The following is an 18233-nucleotide window of genomic DNA, read 5'->3' as shown; positions in this document are numbered from 1 at the left end:
CCTCACGCTAGTTTCGGCCCGGGGTCGGCGCTTCTCGATTCCTGATCGGTCTGGTCACCTGCTTGGCCACACACGACGGGATCCCCGCCGTCGCGCGCGCCGCCTCGCGCCGGTAGGCGCTGGGCGGCATGCCCACCAGCTCGGTGAAACGCGTGCTGAAGGTGCCCAGCGACGCGCAGCCGACCTCGAAGCACACCTCGGTGACGCTGAGGTCGCCCCGGCGCAGCAGCGCCATCGCGCGCTCGATGCGCCGCGTCATGAGATAGCTGTACGGCGACTCCCCGTAGGCCTGCCGGAACTCACGGCTGAGGTGCCCGGCCGACATGTGGACTCCCCGGGCGAGCGCCTCGACGTCCAGGGGCTTCGCGTACTCCCGGTCGATGCGGTCCTTGACCCGACGCAGGCGGGCGAGGTCGCGCAGATGCTGCGCCGAGGCGGGTCTGCTGCTCACAAGCGCGATCGTGCCACATCGCACGCACGTGCGGTCGATTTCCGGATATCCCGGGCCGGACCGGCCGGGCCGTCGTCCTCGGCGGCGACCCGCGCCCCGCCCCGCGGCGACGCCCACAGGCTGAACGTTCCTGCTGGATCGGCGGGTCCTCCGCTCACACCCCGGCCGCCGCCGCGTCCGGCCGCTTCACCAGGGCCGCCGCCGCCGCGCCCACCAGTCCCGCGTCGGTGCCCGTCTGCGCCGGCGCCACGGTCAGGTGCCGGACGAAGGACAGCGTCGCGTAGGAACGCAGGGCCTTGCGCAGCGGGCCGAACAGCACCTCTCCCGCCTTGCCCACTCCCCCGCCGATGACGGCGATGTCGACCTCCACGAGGGTCGCCGTGGCGGCGATCCCGGCGGCCAGCGCCTGAGCAGCACGCTCGAAGGAGGCGACGGCGACCGGGTCGCCGGATCGGGCGGCGGCGGCCACTGCGGCGGCGGAGGTGTCCCCGTCCGGGCCGGGCCGCCAGCCGTTCTCCAGGGCCCGGCGGGCGATGTTGGGGCCGCTCGCGATGCGCTCCACGCAGCCGTGCGAGCCGCACGGGCACAGATCGCCGTCGAGGTCCACGCTGATGTGACCGATGTGCCCGGCGTTGCCGGTGGGCCCCGGGTGCAGGCGCCCGCCCAGCACCAGACCGCCCCCGACGCCCGTGGAGACGACCATGCACAGCGCGTTGTCATGCCCCCGGGCGGCGCCCTGCCAGTGTTCGGCCGCCGTGATCGCGACACCGTCGCCGATCAGCTCGACGGGCAGGTTGCCGGCGGCGGCCCGGACCCTGGCCACGAGCGGGTAGTCGCGCCAGCCGGGCACGTTCACCGGGCTCACCGTGCCCGCCGAGGCGTCCACGGGCCCCGCGCTGCCGATCCCGACGGCCGAGGCGCGCTCCCACAGCGGCGACGCCGCGAGCTCGCCGAGCACCTCCTCCACGGCCCGCATCACGGTGTCGCCGTCCTCCCGGGCGGGCGTCGGCCGCTGGGCGCGGACCAGGATCCGGCCGCCGCCGTCCACCAGAGCGCCGGCGATCTTGGTGCCGCCGATGTCGAGCGCGGCCACGAGGTCGGTGTGCATCAGAGTCGGATCTCCCCGTCGGACATGAGAAAAACGCCGATAAAGGCCATCAAGCAGGGCACGCAGCAGGCCGGTTCCGCGGCGGTGCGCGGGCCGGAGAGTGCGGTGGACAGTCTCTCCCGAGTCTGACAACGTTGTCCAGGCTCTATGCTCGACGCCACATCCTCATACAAGCCCAGGATCGACGCACCCCCGTGGACGACAGGACAGGACACCGCACCGTGCCCCAGACCCCCCTCCGATCCGCAGCGCGCTACGGCACCCGGCCGACCATGAAGGACGTAGCCGCACGCGCCGGAGTCGGCCTCAAGACGGTTTCCCGTGTGGTGAACGGGGAGCCGGGGGTCACCCCCGAGACGGAACGGCGGGTCCAGGAGGCGATCGACGCGCTCGGCTTCCGCCGCAACGACAGCGCGCGGGTGCTGCGCAAGGGCCGCACGGCGAGCATCGGCCTGGTCCTGGAGGACCTCGCCGACCCGTTCTACGGGCCGCTGAGCCGGTCGGTCGAGGAGGTGGCCCGTGCGCACGGCGCCCTGCTGATCAACGGCTCCAGCGCGGAGGACCCCGAGCGCGAACAGGAACTGGTGCTGGCCCTGTGCGCGCGGCGGGTGGACGGGCTGGTGGTGATCCCGGCCGGGGACGACCACCGGTATCTGGAGCCGGAGCTCAAGGCGGGGGTCGCCACGGTGTTCGTGGACCGGCCGGCCGGGCACATCGACGCCGACGTGGTGCTGTCGGACAACTTCGGCGGCGCCCGTGACGGCGTCGCCCACCTCATCGCGCACGGGCACCGGCGGATCGGCTTCATCGGCGACATGCCGCGCATCCACACCGCCGCCGAGCGGTTGCGCGGTTACCGGGCCGCCATGGAGGACGCGGGCATACCGGTGGCGGATTCCTGGATGTCCCTCGGCGTCACCGACCCCGTGCGGGTGCGCAGGGCTGCCGAGCAGATGCTGAGCGGCACCGACCCCGTGACGGCGGTCTTCGCGGGCAACAACCGGGTCACCGTCACCGTGATCCGGGTGCTCGCCGAGCAGGCCCGCCGTGTCGCCCTCGTCGGCTTCGACGACATCGAGCTCGCCGATCTGCTCCAGCCGGGCGTCACGGTCGTCGCCCAGGACGCGGCGGACATCGGCCGCACCGCGGCGGAACGTCTCTTCAGGCAGCTCGACGGCACCCTGGTCACGCCCGAGCGCATCGAGCTGCCGACCCGGCTGATCACCCGCGGCTCGGGCGAGATCCCCCCGGCGGACTGAGCGGCCGATGGACCACGCCACCGATCGCACCCTGCGGGCACTCGGCCTGGCCGAGGCTCCGCGCGAGCACCCCCTGCTGTATCCGGGAGCGTGGCCAGCCGATTCCGGGCTCCTCGACGGGGACCGCTTCCTGCCGCTGGAGCGGCTGGTGTACGACGACCGCACTCCGGTCATCGCCATCGGCTCCAACGGCTGCCCGGGGCAGTTGCGGCACAAGTTGACGGAGTTCGGTGTCCGGGCACCGCTGCCCATGGTGAAGGCGCGGGTGACAGGGGTGGAGGCAGGCGTCTCCGCGCATGTGAGCCGCATGGGGTACGTGTCCGCTTCGCCGGTCGGCGCCCCGGGCACCGTGCGGGAGTTGTTCGTCCTGATGCTCGACGCCGAGCAGCTCGCGGTGATCGACGCGAGCGAGGGCGTGCCGGTGCCGGGCGGCAACTTCGACCGGGCCTGGCTGCCGTCGCCCGACGTCCGGATCGACCTCGCCGACGGTACCCGGCTGCCCGGCGCGTACGCCTACGTGAACCGGCACGGTGTCCTCCACGACGGCACGGGCACGCCGCGCGTCCACCCGGGTGAGCGGGAGCTGCTGACCGAGCTCCTGGTCGGGCTGCCCCGCTTCCGGGAGCTGTTCGGGGTGGTGCCCGAGGAGTTCTGCGCGCGGGCCCGCGGTGACCGGCGGCTGTGCGAGCGGGGCACGCGGCTGTTCATCGAGGAGAAGCTGGTGACGGCCTCCGGTCTCGAACGGTACGTGGCCGCCTCGGCGCGGGGTCAGCAGAGCGGGAGCCCCGGCACCGCCGCGTCGTTGTCACCGCCCTTGATGTAGACGTCGCTGACCCAGACGTCCGAGTTGCCGCTGTCGTCGTCGGTCTTCGCCCACCAGACGTTGGTCCACTCCCCGGACGTCTCGCGGCGGCCCAGGTTTTGCTGGCAGTAGAAGTAGTTGGTGCCCGCGTTGAGGATGCCGGCCCGGGCGCCGGAGGCGGTGTAGGAGCCGGCGGTCTTCCAGACGTGACAGTTGTACTTGCCGCCGCCGATGGCGTGGCACACGGGGGCCGCGGTGGTCGAGCCGCCGCCCGGTGTGGCACCGCCACCGGAACCGCCGCCGTCCGGCGTTCCTCCGCCGGTCGGTTTCTCGGGGGCCGGAGTGGTCGCGCGGCCGGTGGGCTCGGGGTCCCCCTTGCCGGCCGGCTTCCCGGACGGAGCTGTGCCCTTGTCGTCCCCCTGTCGCGTGGACCTCGGAGCGTTCGAGCCGTCGGCCGGGCTGGAGCGCCGGGAGGACCCGGACTCCCCTCGGGCCGCGTCGGTCCGCGCGCCGGTCTCCCTGCCTCCGAAGTCGCCGAGGAGGGCGACCGTGGTCCCGGCGGCGAGGACGACGGCGACGGCCGCGGCGGCCGGCAGGAGGCGCGCCGTGCGGCGGGAGCCGGTGCGGTCGGGGTTCACCGTGGTGGTCGGGGCGGAGGCATCGGGGGTGGTGCCGCCGGTGCCGAGCGATCCGAAGCCCCCAGGGCCGGTGCCGGGGTTCTGCTCGCCTGGGCCCGTCGCCGGCCGTGGGCCGGTGCCCGGGGTCCGCGCGTCCGGGCCGGTCTGAGGGCCGGTGCCCGGGGCTTGCGCACCGGCGCCCGTCCCCGCCTGAGGCGCGGCTGCGTCCTGCTGCGGGGGACCGAACCCCGGCGGCACCGACGGGACGCTGCGTTCCGTCTGCGCGCGTGGGGGCGTGACAGCCGGGCCCCGCAGGGTGGACGTCGGCGTGTCGGTGCCGCCCGTGTCCGCGACCGCCTGGAGCAGCGCGCGGGCCTGGTCGGCCTCCGGGCGGGACTCGGGACGTTTGTCCATCAACCGCTGGAGGACGGGCGTGAGGGGACCGGCGCGGCGGGGCTCCGGCAACGGCTCGGAGACGATCGCCGTGAGTGTGGAGAAGGTGGACGTGCGGCGGAAGGGCGAGGTGCCCTCGACGGCCGCGTACAGCGTGGCGCCCAGGGCCCAGACGTCGGACGCGGGGCCCGGGTCGGCGCCCTGGGCGCGCTCGGGTGCCAGATAGTCGAGGGAGCCGACGAGTTCGCCGCTGCGCGTGAGGTGGGTGGCGGAGCCGTCGCCCGGATCGTCCATCGTGGCGATGCCGAAGTCGGTGAGGACGACCCGGCCCGAGCGGTCGAGGAGGATGTTGCCCGGCTTGACGTCCCGGTGCAGGACGCCCGCGCGGTGGGCGGCGGCCAGCGCGTCCATGACCTCCGCGCCGATCCCGGCCGCCTCGGCCGGGTCCAGCGTGCCGCGCTCGCGCAGGACGTCGTCCAGGGACGGCCCGTCGACCAGTTCCATGACGATCAGCGGGCGGCCGTCGACCTGGGCGATGTCGTGGACGGCGATGACGCCGGGGTGGCGCACCCGGGCCGCCGCGCGGGCCTCGCGCTGCATCCGCAGCCGCAGGGCGTCCAGTTCGGGTCCGGCCGTGTCGGTGTACGTGCGCAGCTCCTTGACCGCGACCTCACGGCCGAGGACCTCGTCCACGGCCTTCCAGACGACACCCATGCCGCCGCGCCCCAGCGCCGCCGTGACGCGATAGCGGCCCGCCAGCAGCCGTCCGGCCCCGTCCGCCCGCCCGTGCTCCCCCGTCGACACCGCTGCCCCGTTCCTGTGGTCCCACCCCGGATGCCCCGACGACCGACACCGTCAGTGCGTGGCGTACAGACTACGGGGCGGCGGTGACGGGACCAGCCGCCGGCGACGGCTGTGACAGGTCCGGTACGTGCCCGCGGTGCCGGCCCGCGCGAACCGTCACGCGGAGGCCGTCAGATCCCCGCGGCGGGGCACCGCGAAGGTCTCCAGGTCCGCGCGGGTCAGGCCGGCCAGGCGGGCGACCTCGCCGTTGTCCAGGGCGCCGCAGTCCAGGCCGCGCAGCAGGTAGCCGCTGAGGGCCTTGGCGGTGGCGGGTTCGTCCATGACGTCGCCGCCGGTGCGGTTGGCGTAGCGGGACAGGCGGGCGGCGGCCTGCTCGAAGCCCTCGCGGTAGAAGGCGAAGACGGCCGCGTAGCGGGTGGGGAGGTGGCCGGGGTGCATGTCCCAGCCCTGGTAGTAGGCGCGGGCCAGTGCGCGGCGGGTGAGGCCGTAGTGCAGGCGCCAGGCGTCGTGGACCTTCGCCGTCGGGCCGACCGGCAGGACGTTCGTCGAACCGTCCGAGACGCGCACGCCCGTGCCGGCCGCCGCGACCTGCATGACTGCCTTGGCGTGGTCCGCGGCGGGGTGGTCGCTCGCCTGGTGCGCGGCGGAGACGCCGAGGCAGGCGCTGTAGTCGAAGGTGCCGTAGTGCAGACCGGTGGCACGGCCGTCGGCGGCCTGGATCATGCGGGCGACGGTGGCGGTGCCGTCGGCGGCGAGGATGGACTGGCTGGTCTCGATCTGGATCTCGAAGCCGATCCGGCCCGGCTCCAGGCCGTGTGCCTTCTCGAAGGCGTCCAGCAGCCGTGCCAGGGCGGTGACCTGCTCGGCGTACGTCACCTTCGGCAGGGTGAGGACCAGGCCGTCGGGCAGGCCGCCGGACTCCATCAGGCCGGTGAGGAAGATGTCGAGGGTGCGGATGCCCCGGGCGCGTACGGGCGCTTCCATGCACTTCATGCGGATGCCCATGCAGGGCGCGGCGGTGCCGTCCTGGCAGGCCTCGGCGATCAGCCGGGCGGCGCGGGCGGCGGCCTCGTCCTCCTCGGCGTCGGGGCGGTTGCCGTAGCCGTCCTCGAAGTCGACGCGCAGGTCCTCGACAGGCTCGCGCTCCAGCTTGGCGCGCACGCGGGCGTGGACGGGCCCGGCGAGTTCCTCGGTGAGGCCGAGCACGGCGGCGAAGGACGCGGCGTCCGGGGCGTGTTCGTCGAGCGCGGCGAGGGCCCGGTCGCCCCAGGAGCGGACGGTGTCGGCGGCGAAGGCGTCGCCTGGTACGTAGACGGTGTGAACGGGCTGGCGGGTGCCGGGGTCGCCGGGGTAGCGGCGCTCCAGCTCGGCGTCGACCGGCGCGAGGGAGGCGCTGATCTCCTCGCTGACGGCGCCCGCGAGGCTCGTCGCCACCTTCTCCTGCTGGCCCTGACCCATTCCGAGACCCTCCTTTTTCCGCTGTACGGAATCAACAATCCGTAGAGCGAAGCTATCGGCCGACCTTCGGCCTGGTCAACACCGTCTTGCCGTGGGGTTTCCCATCCTTCACCCTCGGTCGCTGAAGACCCACCCTCTTCATCCGTATTCAGAAGGCGAGCGTCATCCTGACGCGCAAGGGGAGGGAGACCACGTGCCGAACGAGGCCGGCGTGACACGCCGCCACGGGCTCAAGGCGGCGGCGGCCGCCGTCGTCGCAGGACCGCTGCTCACCACCGCGGGCCCCACACCGTCCGCTACCGCCGGCGAGCACGAAGGCGCACTGAACGTCATGACGTTCAACGTCCGCTTCGGGACCGTCGTCGACAGGACACCGCGCTGGGAGGTGCGCCGGCCGGTGATGCGCGAACTGCTGCGCCGCGAGCGACCGCACGTCATCGGCACCCAGGAAGGGCTCTACCGGCAAGTGCGCGCGATCGAGAAGGATCTCGGCGAGCACTACGACTGGATCGGCACCGGGCGCGGGGGCGGCAGCAAGGACGAGTTCATGGCGGTCTTCTACGACACGCGCAGACTCGAGCCCCTCGAGTTCGATCACTTCTGGCTGTCCGGCACCCCGTACACGATCGCCTCGAACACCTGGGGCGCGGACTGGCTGCGCATGGTGACCTGGGTCCGCTTCGCCGATCTGGCCGACGGGGGACGGGAGTTCTACGTCCTCAACACCCACCTGGACAGTGTCAGCCAGTACGCCCGGGAACGCTCGGTGGGACTCATCGGCGAGACGATCGCCGGGTGGGACCGGTCGTCACCGGTCATCGTCACCGGCGACTTCAACGCGGGCGCCCACGACAACCGGGTCTACGACCTCATGCTGGACATCGGCCTGGTGGACGCATGGGACGCGGCGGCCTCACGAGGCACGGCGTACGGGACGTACCACGGCTACCGGACGCCCGAACCCGGCGGGCGGCGCATCGACTGGATCCTCACCACGCCCGGGGTGACCACGCACTGGGCCGGGATGAACACCTTCAGCGCGGACGGGACCTACCCGAGCGACCACCTGCCGGTGCAGGCCTCGATGACCCTGGGACGAGAAGAGCGGGCATGAGAAGAGGCCCCCGCGACCGCTCGCACGGTCACGGGGGCCTTCTCCGGCCTGGGTCGATCAGCCCTTGCGGGCCTTGATCTCCTCGGTCAGCGCCGGGACGACGTCGAAGAGGTCGCCGACGACGCCGTAGTCGACGAGGTCGAAGATCGGGGCCTCGGCGTCCTTGTTGACCGCCACGATCGTCTTCGAGGTCTGCATACCGGCGCGGTGCTGGATCGCACCCGAGATGCCGTTGGCGATGTACAGCTGCGGCGAGACCGACTTGCCGGTCTGGCCGACCTGGTTGGTGTGCGGGTACCAGCCGGCGTCGACCGCGGCACGCGAGGCACCGACGGCGGCACCGAGGGAGTCGGCGAGCGCCTCGATGATCGCGAAGTTCTCCGCGCCGTTGACGCCACGGCCACCGGAGACCACGATCGCGGCCTCGGTCAGCTCCGGACGGCCCGTGGACTCACGCGGCGTACGGCCGGTGACCTTGGTGCCGGTGGCCTGGGCGGAGAAGCTCACGGACAGCGCCTCGACCGCACCGGCGGCCGGGGCGGCCTCGACGGCGGCGCTGTTGGGCTTGACCGTGATGACCGGGGTGCCCTTGGAGACACGGGACTTGGTGGTGAAGGACGCGGCGAACACGGACTGCGTGGCCACCGGGCCCTCGTCACCGGCCTCCAGGTCGACGGCGTCGGTGATGATGCCGGAGCCGATGCGCAGCGCCAGGCGGGCGGCGATCTCCTTGCCCTCGGCGGAGGACGGGACCAGCACGGCGGCCGGGGACACGGCCTCGTGGGCGGCCTGGAGGGCGTCGACCTTCGGTACGACCAGGTAGTCGGCGTACTCGGCGGCCTCGTGCGTGAGGACCTTGACCGCACCGTGCTCGGCGAGCGTGGCGGCGGTGTCGGCGGCGCCGTTGCCCAGCGCGACGGCGACGGGCTCGCCGATGCGGCGGGCCAGGGTCAGCAGCTCCAGGGTGGGCTTGCGGACGGCACCGTCCACGTGGTCGACGTAGACGAGAACTTCAGCCATGGGACTTCTTCTCTCCTGCTTGCGAAAGATGAGGGGCGGTCGGCGAAAGGGCTCAGATGAACTTCTGGCCCGCGAGGAACTCAGCGAGCTGCTTGCCGCCCTCGCCCTCGTCCTTGACGATCGTGCCCGCGGTGCGGGCCGGGCGCTCGGCCGCGCCGTCGACCTTGGTCCAGGCGCCCTCCAGGCCGACCTCCTCGGCCTCGAGGTCCAGGTCGGACAGGTCCCAGGACTCCACCGGCTTCTTCTTGGCCGCCATGATGCCCTTGAAGGAGGGGTAGCGCGCCTCGCCCGACTGGTCGGTCACGGACACGACCGCCGGGAGGGAGGCCTCCAGGTTCTCGGAGGCGGCGTCGCCGTCGCGGCGGCCCTTGACCGTGCCGTCCTCGACGGAGACCTCGGAGAGCAGGGTGACCTGCGGGACGCCCAGGCGCTCGGCGAGCAGCGCGGGCACGACGCCCATGGTGCCGTCGGTGGAGGCCATGCCGGAAACGACCAGGTCGTAGCCGGCCTTCTCGATCGCCTTGGCCAGGATCAGGGAGGTGCCGATGGCGTCGGTGCCGTGGATGTCGTCGTCCTCGACGTGGATCGCCTTGTCCGCGCCCATGGACAGCGCCTTGCGCAGGGCGTCCTTGGCGTCCTCGGGGCCCACCGTCAGGACGGTGATCTCCACGTCGTCGTCGGAGTTCTCGGAGATCTGCAGCGCCTGCTCGACCGCGTACTCGTCGAGCTCGGAGAGCAGACCGTCCACGTCGTCCCGGTCGACGGTCAGGTCATCGGCGAAGTGCCGGTCGCCAGTGGCGTCGGGCACGTACTTCACAGTGACAACGATCCTCAAGCTCACGCCGGCTCTCCTACTGCATCGTCATTTCCATGCTGCCTACTTGCAGGCAGCATAGGCGCCTCAAGCGTCCGATCCCGGTCGGGGCGACCCACGCCCCGAGCGAAATATTACTCGTCAGTACACCCAGTTCATTCCCGCTAAGCAAGCGCTTTGAACTGTGACCTTCGCAACGCAGCGTAACCGGAACTCGACGGCCACGCAGCCCGGGGAGCCACCCGGTTCAGTCGCCCAGACGCTGGAAACGCCCCTGGTGATAGAGGAGCGGACGGCCGGTGCCCGAGGGGTCGCCGTCCACCACCTCGGCGATCACGAGCCGGTGGTCGCCGGCGGGCACCCGCGCCACGACCCGGCCCACCAGCCAGGCGAGCACGCCGTCGAGGACCGGAACCCCCTCGGGCCCCTCCCGCCAGACGGTGGGCGCCCCGAAGCGGTCGGCGCCGCTGCGGGCGAAGGTGGCGGCCAGCTCCTGCTGGTGCTCACCGAGGATGTGCACTCCCACGTGGTCCGCCGCCTCGATCGCGGGCCAGCTGGAGGCGCCGGTGCCGACTCCGAAGGACAGCAGGGGCGGCTCGGCGGACACGGACGTCAGGGAGGTGGCGGTGAAGCCCACCGGGCCCGCCTCGGCACGAGCGGTGATGACGGCGACTCCCGCCGCGTGCCGCCGGAAGACCGAGCGCAGGAGGTCGGGCGTGGCGAGGAGGTCCGCAGGCATGCGGTCAGGCTGACGATAAATGGTACGCACAGTCAAGTTCGTTCCGTGATGTGGGAGATGGCTCACTGACGGCGTCACGCCCGTCACACCGCCTCGCCCAGCGCGGCGATCACGTCGGCCTTGCGCGGCTGTCCGGTGGCCCGCCGCACCACCCGGCCGCCGGCGTCCAGGACGAGCACGGTGGGGGTCTTGAGGATCTCCAGCCGCCGCACGAGGTCGAGGTGGGCCTCGGCGTCGATCTCGACGTGCGCCACGCCCGGCACGAGGCCGGCGACCTCGCCGAGGACCCTCCGGGTCGCCCGGCAGGGCGCGCAGAACGCGCTGGAGAACTGCACGAGCGTGGCCCGCTCGCCGAGTTCCGCACCGAGCTCCGCCGCCTCGAGCCGCTTGCCGTCGTCGCGCCCGCGCACCCGCACTCTCCCGCTCCGCCGCCGTTGCAGCACTCCGAAGGCGCTCGCCGCCGCGAGCACCGCCACGCACACCACCAGTCCGGTCATCACCTCCTGCAACCGTTCACGAGACCGCAAAGATTCCCGCCCCCGCCAGGAGGGCCCGCTGCGGAATGCTTGGCTCCCATGGACATCGATGCGAGAGGGCCGCGTTTCGGCGCGGCCGTCACGACCGCCGTCCTGGCGGTCGTGCTGGTCACGGGGAGTGCCTGGCTGCTGGCCTGGCAGACGCTGGCGTTCCTGTGCGGTGCGGCGGGCGGCGTCGGCCGTTCCCCGTACGGGCTGCTGTTCGCCAGGGCCGTGCGGCCGCGCCTCGGGCCGCCGACGGAGTTCGAAGCGCCCGAACCGCCGCGATTCGCCCAGGCGGTGGGGCTGCTTTTCGCCGGACTCGGGCTGATCGGCCTCACCCTGGGACCCGACTGGCTGGGACTCGCGGCGACCGGTGCCGCGCTCGCCGCCGCCTTCCTCAATGCTGCGTTCGGGTACTGCCTGGGCTGCGAGTTGTACCTGCTCGTGCGGCGGGTGGCGGTGCGCACGGAGTAATGGGGACGCAAAAGCACGAGGTGGAGACCCACGGGTGACGTGACGAGAATCTCGCCGTCCACGGGCACGAGGACTGGCTACCCGGCCGTTCTTCGGGCACGATCTGCGACAAGCCGTAAACCTACGGCTGCGTAACTTCTCCACTGGGAATCCCTTCCCAGGCAGAGCAGGAAGGGTCCGAACCGCCCATGGCAGAGCTCGTCTACCGTCCCGTCGTCGGTTTCGCCCGCACGCTGTTCAAGGTGTGGGACCTCAAGATCGACTGTCAGGGTTCGGAGAACATCCCGCGCTCGGGCGGCGCTGTGCTGGTGAGCAATCACATCAGCTACCTGGACTTCGTCTTCGACGGCCTGGCGGCCCTGCCGCAGAAGCGTCTCGTGCGCTTCATGGCGAAGGAGTCCGTCTTCCGGCACAGGATCTCCGGCCCGCTGATGCGCGGGATGAAGCACATCCCCGTGGACCGCAAGCAGGGCGAGGCGGCCTACGCGCACGCCCTGGACTCGCTGCGGTCGGGCGAGATCGTCGGGGTCTTCCCCGAGGCGACGATCTCCCAGTCGTTCACGCTGAAGAGCTTCAAGTCGGGCGCCGCGCGCCTGGCCCAGGAGGCGGGCGTCCCGCTGATCCCGATGGCGGTGTGGGGCACGCAGCGGCTGTGGACCAAGGGGCACCCGCGCAACTTCAAGCGCAGCCACATCCCCATCACGATCCGGGTGGGCGAGGCGATCGAGGCTTCCCGCGACAAGTACGCGGGCGCCATCACGCGCCAGCTGCGTGAGCGGGTCCAGGAGCTCCTCGAGGCCGCCCAGCGGGCCTACCCGGTGCGCCCGAAGGGCCCGGACGACACCTGGTGGATGCCGGCCCACCTCGGCGGCACGGCCCCGACGCCGGAGCAGGTGCGGGCGGCCGAAGCGCACTGAGGCCCGCCCGGCCCGGTCTCAGGCGGAGGGCTCCGGAGCGCGTACGACGACGTCCGCTCCCGGGCTGAACTCCGCGAGCAGCCCGGCGAGTTCCGACGCGGCGGCCGTCACCTCGGCGACCGGCACCGGCGCCAGGCTCTCCAGCAGGAAGATGCCCGACGTCGTCTCCTCGGTGAGCCGGGTGCGCGGGCCCTGACGCCAGTTCCAGCGGCGGCAGGTCACGCCCGCGTCGTCGCACCACACCACTTCACCCGCGTCGGGGTGCTCGACGGTCTCCTCGCCGTCGGCGACGGTCACGAACCGCTCCTCCCCCGTGGCCCGGATCAGCCGCATGCCGCCCTCGATGCGGTCGAGGTCCTCGCCGCCGACGGGGATCAGACGGGCGACGGAGACGGCGTTGTAGAGGTCGACGAGCAGGTTGACGCGGGGCAGTCCGGTGCCGGAGAGGGCGCGCTTGGCGAGCGCCTCCGCGGAGTTGCGGGTCCGGGACGGCTTCGAGCCGAACGCCGTGTAGGTGGCGCGCCAGGCCGCCATGTGCGGATCCTCGTGCGGGGCGCGGCCGTCCAGTCGCTCGGCCAGCCGCCGCGTCGCATCGTCGAGGAGTTCCGAACTGGCTTGGCTGCTCGGCCCGTTGACCAGGCCGTGTGCTTCGATCGCGACGTGCGTGAAGCCGGGCGCGAGGGCGCGTACGTCGTCGGACACGGTCAGGGTGAGCGTCATGGTCGCCTTGCCTCAGAGTGCGGTGGGGAGCGTCTGCCACAGGTGCGTCCGATCGCGAGCTGAGGTGAGAGCGCCCAGCACGACCGGGTGCGGTGCAGCATACAGGACTGTGTAGTCCATTTCATTGGACGCCGGATCGGTTACGAAGGCGAGCCGTTCACCATGGAGGGAGAACTGCGCGTCGACGCCGGGCTTGTTGCCCCGGGGATCCTGCCGGTGCCAGGCACCGTTGAACCGCACGGCGACCAGCCCGTGCACCTCGCCGAACTGCTGATAGCACAGCGCGGTGGGAATGTCCTCGGCCCGCAGCAGTGCGGCCAGCGCATGAGCCTTGGCGTAACAGATGCCGGTGCGCTGCTCCAGGACGTCGGAGGCGCGCCAGGTGACGCGGAGATCGCCGGAGTCCTGCGAGTGCGGAATGGTGTCGCGGACGTAGTCGAAAGCCGCCCGCGCATACTCATACGAATCGACCACCCCCTGGGCGAGCCTCGCCGCGGTCTCGCGAACGAGCGGGTGATGATGGTCGATCGCCTCGTCAGCGGCCAGGTAGGCAGAGAGGTCGGGCGTCTGCTGGATGAACTGCATGCCGGCAGAGCGTAGAGAGCGACCTGCATCCAGGTCAATCTTTTTACGCCCTGCCGCATACCTATGCAACAGCTGCCCCGTACTCGGGCTCGGGCGACCCTAGCGGGCCATCTCCTCCTTCAGCGCCGCCAGGAACGCGTCCACGTCGTCCTCGGTCGTGTCGAAGGCGCACATCCAGCGGACGTCGCCCGCGGCCTCGTCCCAGAAGTAGAAACGGAACCGCTTCTGAAGGCGCTCGCTGACGTCGTGGGGCAGCCGGGCGAAGACCGCGTTGGCCTGCACGGGGTAGAGGATCTCCACCCCGTGCACGGCCCGCACGCCCTCGGCGAGGCGCTGGGCCATCTCGTTGGCGTGACCGGCGTTGCGCAGCCACAGGTCCCGGGCGAGCAGGGCCTCCAGCTGCACCGACACGAAGCGCATCTTGGAGGCGAGCTGCATGGACAGCTTGCGCAGGTGCTTCATGTGGCTGACGGCGTCCTGGTTGAGCACCACGACGGCCTCACCGAACAGGGCGCCGTTCTTCGTGCCGCCCAGGGAGAGGATGTCGACGCCGGCCGCGTTGGTGAGCGTCCGCATCGGGACGTTCAGGGTGGCGGCGGCGTTGGCCAGCCGCGAGCCGTCCAGGTGCACCTTCATGCCGTGCGCGTGGGCGTGCTCGCAGATGGCGCGTATCTCGTCCGGCGTGTAGACCGTGCCCAGCTCGGTGGCCTGGGCGAGGGAGACGACCTGCGGCATCGCGCGGTGCTCGTCGTCCCAGCCGTACGCCTGCCGGTCGATCAGCTCGGGCGTGAGCTTGCCGTCGGGCGTCGGAACGGTCAGCAGCTTCAGGCCGCCGACCCGCTCCGGTGCGCCGCACTCGTCGACGTTGATGTGCGCGCTCTCCGCGCAGATCACCGCGCCCCAGCGGTCGGTGACCGCCTGGAGCGCGACGACGTTCGCGCCAGTGCCGTTGAAGACCGGGAACGCCTCGGCCGTGGGCCCGAAATGGCTGCGGACCACCCGCTGGAGGTTCTCGGTGTAGACGTCCTCGCCGTACGCGACCTGGTGCCCGCCGTTGGCCAGGGCCAGGGCGGCGAGCACCTCCGGGTGTGCCCCGGCGTAGTTGTCGCTGGCGAATCCGCGGATCCCGGGGTCGTGATGACGACGAGCGTCGGTCTTCGGCGGGTTCACGGCTTCTCGGTGAGCCACAGACGGTTTCCGTTCACTTCGGCGGCGGGCTTCTCCCATACCTTGGTGATGGCCTCGGCCAAGTCCTTGACGTCGGTGAAGCCCGCGAACTTCGCGTTGGGCCGGTCCGCCCGCATCGCATCGTGGACCAGTGCCTTGACCACCAGGATCGCGGCAGCCGACGTCGGCCCCTCGGCGCCCCCGGCCTTGCGGAAGTAGTCCGCCATGGCCAGCGTCCAGGCCTCGGCCGCCGCCTTGCCGGCCGCGTAGGCCGCGTTGCCCGCGGTGGGCTTGCTGGCCCCCGCGGCGCTGATCAGCACGTACCGGCCGCGATCGCTGCGCTGCAGCGCCTCGTGGAAGGCGAGGGAGGTGTGCTGCACCGTGCGGACCAGCAGCATCTCCAGGAAGTCCCAGTCGTCCAGGCTGGTCCTGGTGAAGGTCTCGCTGCCACGCCAGCCGCCGACGAGGTGGACCAGGCCGTCCACCCGGCCGAAGTCCTTCTCGATGCGGGTGGCCCAGTCCCGGGTGGCCTCCAGGTTCAGCAGATCGACCGTGTCACCGGTGACGGTGGCGCCGCCGGTCGCGTAGCGCGCCGCGTCCACCGCCTCCGCCAGCCGCTCCGGATCGTTGTCCGATCCGATGACGGTGGCTCCCGCCTCGGCCAGCCTGAGCAGTGCGGCCCGGCCCGCGGGTCCGCCCGCTCCGGCCACCGCGATCACCGCACCGCTGAGCGCCCCGTTCCCCATGATCCTCGCCTCCTGAGCAGTGTTCCCGGTACGCCGATCGCTCACGCGGCGATCCGCTCGGCGCTGTCCGCCGTGATGCCCTTGGTCGAGGCGATCACGTTCTTCAGCTTCTTGGACAGTGCCTCATAGAACATGCTCAGCGGAAACTCGTCCGGAAGCACGTCATCGACGAGTTTGCGCGGCGGCTGCGTCGTGTCCAGGGCGTCGGGGCCCTTGGCCCACTTGGAGCCCGGGTGCGGGGAGAGGTAGGTGGAGACCAGCTCGTACCCGGCGAACCAGTGGACGAGCTTCGGACGGTCGATGCCGTCGCGGTACAGGTCCTCGATCTCGGCGCACAGCTGGTTGGTGACCTGCGGGGCGCGCTCCCAGTCGATGGTGAGCCTGTTGTCGGTCCAGCGGACGACGTCGTGCTTGTGCAGGTAGGCGAAGAGGAGCTGGCCGCCGAGGCCGTCGTAGTTGCGGACGCGCTCGCCGGTGACGGGGAAGCGGAACATGCGGTCGAAGAGGACCGCGACCTGCACGTCACGGGCCTGCGGGACGCCGTCGGCCTCCAGCTTCACGGCCTCCTTGAAGGCGGTGAGGTCGCAGCGCAGCTCCTCCAGGCCGTACATCCAGAACGGCTGGCGCTGCTTGATCATGAACGGGTCGAAGGGCAGGTCGCCGTGGCTGTGGGTGCGGTCGTGGACCATGTCCCACAGGACGAACGCCTCCTCGCAGCGCTTCTGGTCGTGGACCATGGCGGCGACGTCCTCGGGCAGTTCCAGGCTCAGGATGTCGACGGCGGCGTCGGTCACCCGGCGGAAGCGGGCGGCCTCACGGTCGCAGAAGATGCCACCCCAGGTGAATCGTTCCGGCGCCTCGCGCACTGCGATGGTCTCGGGGAACAGCACGGCCGAGTTGGTGTCGTAGCCGGAGGTGAAGTCCTCGAACTTGATGCCGCAGAAGAGCGGGTTGTCGTAGCGGGTGCGCTCCAGCTCGGCCAGCCAGTCCGGCCAGACCATGCGCAGCACGACCGCCTCGAGGTTGCGGTCCGGGTTGCCGTTCTGCGTGTACATCGGGAAGACGACGAGGTGCTGGAGGCCGTCCGCGCGGTTCGCGGCGGGCTGGAAGGCCAGCAGCGAGTCGAGGAAGTCGGGCACCTGGAAGCCGCTGTCGGCCCACCGGGTCAGGTCCTTGACCAGAGCCTCGTGGTAGGCGCCGTCGTGCGGGAGCAGCGGGGAGAGCTCCCGGACCGCGTCGGCGACCTGGCGGACCGCGAACTCGGCGTCGGCCGCGCCGGGCGCACCCTCGGCGTCGAAGTCGATCGACCCGTCCTTGGACTGCCATGGCCGGATCCGCTCCACGGCATCCTTGAGCACGGGCCATGCCGGGTGGTCCACCACCCTGGCCACGGGAGGAAGAGCTTCCTCCGAACCCACCTGCACAAGAATTTCCGTCATGTCCCACCTTCCACGGGAGAATCTCACGTATGCAGACCGTATACACACGAGGTTCCTCCCAGCAAGGGTGAACCCGGGAAATTATCCTGCCCGACCCTGTGCTTCACCGCACTTTTTCCTGCCGGTCACGCTTCTGCCCGGATGTGCCGCAACCATGCCCTCACTCTCTGCACAGGGCGGGTCCAGGCGATACGGTCAGGGGGGCCGTCAGGCCCCCAGTGCCGCCTGTCGACGGAAGAGAGTCGCGTCTTGAACTTCCTCACCATCGGTCACCGCGGAGTCATGGGTGTGGAGCCCGAGAACACCCTCCGGTCCTTCGTCGCCGCCCAGGAAGCGGGCCTCGACGCCATCGAACTCGATCTGCACCTGAGCAAGGACGGCGCGCTCGTCGTCATGCACGACACGGATGTGGACCGCACGACCGACGGCACCGGCCCGATCGCGGAGAAGACCCTCGCCGAACTGCGGGCCCTGGACGCGGGCCGGGGTGAGCGGGTGCCGGTCTTCGAGGAGGTGCTGGAGGCCGTCCACACGCCGCTGCAGGCGGAGATCAAGGACAAGCAGGCGGCCCGGGCCCTGGCCGAGGTGATGAACCGGCGCGACCTGGCCGGCCGGGTGGAGGTGTCCTCGTTCCACGACGAGGCGATCGCAGAGATCAAGCCACTGGTGCCGGGTGTGCGCACCGCGCTGATCGCCAGCCACTACGGCACGGACATCGTGGACCGCGCCGTCGAGGCCGGCGCCGAGACCGTCTGCCTGAACATCCGCCGGCTCACCCTGGAGATCGTGGAGCGGGCCCGCAAGGCCGACCTGAAGATCATCGGCTGGGTGGTGAACACGCAGGACCAGCTGCGACTGGTCCGGGCGTTCGGCCTGGACGGCGCGACCACCGACCACCCGGACATCAAACGCACGGGCCGTTTCACGGCTTAGCAGCTGGTGCCGCGGCAGGCAACGTTCGCCCGTGAAGGAGCGGCGTCCGGTGCGTGCTCCCGGCGTGCCGGCCGGAAGCCCTCGTACTGGGCGTACTCGGGCTTTCGGCCGGTGCGGCGAGAGGGCGTGCCGGGCGTCGCGACGGGGCGAACGTT

At 71.6% G+C, this 18233-nt stretch carries 19 protein-coding genes; 6 read left to right on the top strand and 13 right to left on the bottom strand.

Annotated features, from left to right (window positions below; translation table 11 throughout):
• Window positions 1-7: 7 nt before the first annotated feature.
• Together AB0937_RS22335 and AB0937_RS22330 are read right to left on the bottom strand one after the other, a co-directional pair.
• Window positions 8-451 (bottom strand): helix-turn-helix transcriptional regulator, encoded by a 444-nt coding sequence (locus AB0937_RS22335; protein WP_366713944.1) that lies wholly within the window; start codon window positions 449-451, stop codon window positions 8-10.
• Between the two features lie 154 nt (window positions 452-605).
• Entirely contained in the window at window positions 606-1559 is a 954-nt protein-coding gene (locus tag AB0937_RS22330) for an ROK family protein (RefSeq protein ID WP_366713943.1), read from the bottom strand.
• A gap of 194 nt (window positions 1560-1753) precedes the next feature.
• Between AB0937_RS22330 and AB0937_RS22325 the strand changes: the two genes are divergently transcribed.
• Together AB0937_RS22325 and AB0937_RS22320 are read left to right on the top strand one after the other, a co-directional pair.
• On the top strand, window positions 1754-2818 hold the full coding sequence (locus tag AB0937_RS22325; RefSeq protein WP_366713942.1) for a LacI family DNA-binding transcriptional regulator: 1065 nt from the start codon (window positions 1754-1756) through the stop codon (window positions 2816-2818).
• A 7-nt stretch (window positions 2819-2825) separates the two neighbouring features.
• Window positions 2826-3641, top strand: a complete 816-nt coding sequence (locus tag AB0937_RS22320) for a hypothetical protein (protein WP_366713941.1) — start codon at window positions 2826-2828, stop codon at window positions 3639-3641.
• On the opposite strand, the gene AB0937_RS22315 is transcribed toward AB0937_RS22320, so the two are convergent.
• Window positions 3587-5434 (bottom strand): protein kinase, encoded by a 1848-nt coding sequence (locus AB0937_RS22315; protein ID WP_366713940.1) that lies wholly within the window; start codon window positions 5432-5434, stop codon window positions 3587-3589. The two genes, AB0937_RS22320 and AB0937_RS22315, sit on opposite strands and share 55 nt — an antisense overlap.
• Before the next feature lie 156 nt (window positions 5435-5590).
• Window positions 5591-6892: an aldolase/citrate lyase family protein gene (locus AB0937_RS22310; protein ID WP_366713939.1), complete on the bottom strand. Its 1302-nt coding sequence runs from the start codon at window positions 6890-6892 to the stop codon at window positions 5591-5593.
• Window positions 6893-7085: 193 nt separating this feature from the next.
• Here AB0937_RS22310 and AB0937_RS22305 point away from each other — a divergent pair, with 193 nt between their 5' ends.
• Complete coding sequence (locus AB0937_RS22305; RefSeq protein ID WP_366713938.1) at window positions 7086-8006, top strand: endonuclease/exonuclease/phosphatase family protein; 921 nt, start codon at window positions 7086-7088, stop codon at window positions 8004-8006.
• Window positions 8007-8063: 57 nt separating this feature from the next.
• Here AB0937_RS22305 and AB0937_RS22300 read toward each other — a convergent pair whose 3' ends face one another.
• The 4 genes from AB0937_RS22300 to AB0937_RS22285 form a co-directional block, all read right to left on the bottom strand.
• Window positions 8064-9026: an electron transfer flavoprotein subunit alpha/FixB family protein gene (locus AB0937_RS22300; protein WP_366713937.1), complete on the bottom strand. Its 963-nt coding sequence runs from the start codon at window positions 9024-9026 to the stop codon at window positions 8064-8066.
• A 52-nt stretch (window positions 9027-9078) separates the two neighbouring features.
• Window positions 9079-9867: an electron transfer flavoprotein subunit beta/FixA family protein gene (locus AB0937_RS22295; protein ID WP_366713936.1), complete on the bottom strand. Its 789-nt coding sequence runs from the start codon at window positions 9865-9867 to the stop codon at window positions 9079-9081.
• Window positions 9868-10087: 220 nt separating this feature from the next.
• Complete coding sequence (locus AB0937_RS22290) at window positions 10088-10579, bottom strand: flavin reductase family protein (protein WP_366713935.1); 492 nt, start codon at window positions 10577-10579, stop codon at window positions 10088-10090.
• A gap of 83 nt (window positions 10580-10662) precedes the next feature.
• Window positions 10663-11076: a thioredoxin family protein gene (locus tag AB0937_RS22285; protein WP_366713934.1), complete on the bottom strand. Its 414-nt coding sequence runs from the start codon at window positions 11074-11076 to the stop codon at window positions 10663-10665.
• 78 nt (window positions 11077-11154) lie between these two features.
• On the opposite strand from AB0937_RS22285, the gene AB0937_RS22280 reads away from it, so the two are divergent.
• Window positions 11155-11571, top strand: coding sequence for a DUF4395 domain-containing protein (locus AB0937_RS22280; RefSeq protein WP_366713933.1), 417 nt, complete (start codon window positions 11155-11157; stop codon window positions 11569-11571).
• Between the two features lie 188 nt (window positions 11572-11759).
• Window positions 11760-12488, top strand: coding sequence for a lysophospholipid acyltransferase family protein (locus AB0937_RS22275; protein ID WP_366713932.1), 729 nt, complete (start codon window positions 11760-11762; stop codon window positions 12486-12488).
• Window positions 12489-12506: 18 nt separating this feature from the next.
• On the opposite strand, the gene AB0937_RS22270 is transcribed toward AB0937_RS22275, so the two are convergent.
• The 5 genes from AB0937_RS22270 to AB0937_RS22250 all read right to left on the bottom strand — a co-directional run bounded on the left by AB0937_RS22270 (window position 12507) and on the right by AB0937_RS22250 (window position 17145).
• Entirely contained in the window at window positions 12507-13208 is a 702-nt protein-coding gene (locus AB0937_RS22270; RefSeq protein ID WP_366713931.1) for a phenylalanine--tRNA ligase beta subunit-related protein, read from the bottom strand.
• A gap of 12 nt (window positions 13209-13220) precedes the next feature.
• Window positions 13221-13793: a transglutaminase family protein gene (locus AB0937_RS22265; protein WP_366713930.1), complete on the bottom strand. Its 573-nt coding sequence runs from the start codon at window positions 13791-13793 to the stop codon at window positions 13221-13223.
• Between the two features lie 99 nt (window positions 13794-13892).
• A complete protein-coding gene (locus AB0937_RS22260) occupies window positions 13893-14963 on the bottom strand; it encodes a low specificity L-threonine aldolase (RefSeq protein WP_366714102.1) in 1071 nt (356 codons plus the stop codon).
• A complete protein-coding gene (locus AB0937_RS22255) occupies window positions 14960-15706 on the bottom strand; it encodes an SDR family oxidoreductase (RefSeq protein ID WP_366713929.1) in 747 nt (248 codons plus the stop codon). Before AB0937_RS22255 ends, AB0937_RS22260 begins: the two co-directional genes overlap by 4 nt.
• A gap of 41 nt (window positions 15707-15747) precedes the next feature.
• Window positions 15748-17145 (bottom strand): DUF6421 family protein, encoded by a 1398-nt coding sequence (locus AB0937_RS22250; RefSeq protein WP_366713928.1) that lies wholly within the window; start codon window positions 17143-17145, stop codon window positions 15748-15750.
• 249 nt (window positions 17146-17394) lie between these two features.
• On the opposite strand from AB0937_RS22250, the gene AB0937_RS22245 reads away from it, so the two are divergent.
• Window positions 17395-18078, top strand: a complete 684-nt coding sequence (locus AB0937_RS22245; RefSeq protein ID WP_366713927.1) for a glycerophosphodiester phosphodiesterase family protein — start codon at window positions 17395-17397, stop codon at window positions 18076-18078.
• Window positions 18079-18233 lie beyond the last annotated feature (155 nt).

This window comes from Streptomyces sp. NPDC047880 (assembly GCF_040706515.1).
Lineage (GTDB): Bacteria > Actinomycetota > Actinomycetes > Streptomycetales > Streptomycetaceae > Streptomyces.
Note: the sequence above shows the minus strand (reverse complement) of the source record. Positions and strands in the feature narration are given on the sequence as shown.

Excerpts from the sequence above, each read along its gene's own strand:
- AB0937_RS22330 (WP_366713943.1), bottom strand. The coding sequence starts at position 1,559 with ATGCACACCGACCTCGTGGCCGCGCTCGACATCGGCGGCACCAAGATC.
- AB0937_RS22285 (WP_366713934.1), bottom strand. The coding sequence starts at position 11,076 with ATGACCGGACTGGTGGTGTGCGTGGCGGTGCTCGCGGCGGCGAGCGCC.
- AB0937_RS22280 (WP_366713933.1), top strand. The coding sequence starts at position 11,155 with ATGGACATCGATGCGAGAGGGCCGCGTTTCGGCGCGGCCGTCACGACC.
- AB0937_RS22320 (WP_366713941.1), top strand. The coding sequence starts at position 2,826 with ATGGACCACGCCACCGATCGCACCCTGCGGGCACTCGGCCTGGCCGAG.
- AB0937_RS22250 (WP_366713928.1), bottom strand. The coding sequence starts at position 17,145 with ATGACGGAAATTCTTGTGCAGGTGGGTTCGGAGGAAGCTCTTCCTCCC.
- AB0937_RS22275 (WP_366713932.1), top strand. The coding sequence starts at position 11,760 with ATGGCAGAGCTCGTCTACCGTCCCGTCGTCGGTTTCGCCCGCACGCTG.
- AB0937_RS22255 (WP_366713929.1), bottom strand. The coding sequence starts at position 15,706 with ATGGGGAACGGGGCGCTCAGCGGTGCGGTGATCGCGGTGGCCGGAGCG.
- AB0937_RS22290 (WP_366713935.1), bottom strand. The coding sequence starts at position 10,579 with ATGCCTGCGGACCTCCTCGCCACGCCCGACCTCCTGCGCTCGGTCTTC.
- AB0937_RS22270 (WP_366713931.1), bottom strand. The coding sequence starts at position 13,208 with ATGACGCTCACCCTGACCGTGTCCGACGACGTACGCGCCCTCGCGCCC.
- AB0937_RS22265 (WP_366713930.1), bottom strand. The coding sequence starts at position 13,793 with ATGCAGTTCATCCAGCAGACGCCCGACCTCTCTGCCTACCTGGCCGCT.
- AB0937_RS22300 (WP_366713937.1), bottom strand. The coding sequence starts at position 9,026 with ATGGCTGAAGTTCTCGTCTACGTCGACCACGTGGACGGTGCCGTCCGC.
- AB0937_RS22310 (WP_366713939.1), bottom strand. The coding sequence starts at position 6,892 with ATGGGTCAGGGCCAGCAGGAGAAGGTGGCGACGAGCCTCGCGGGCGCC.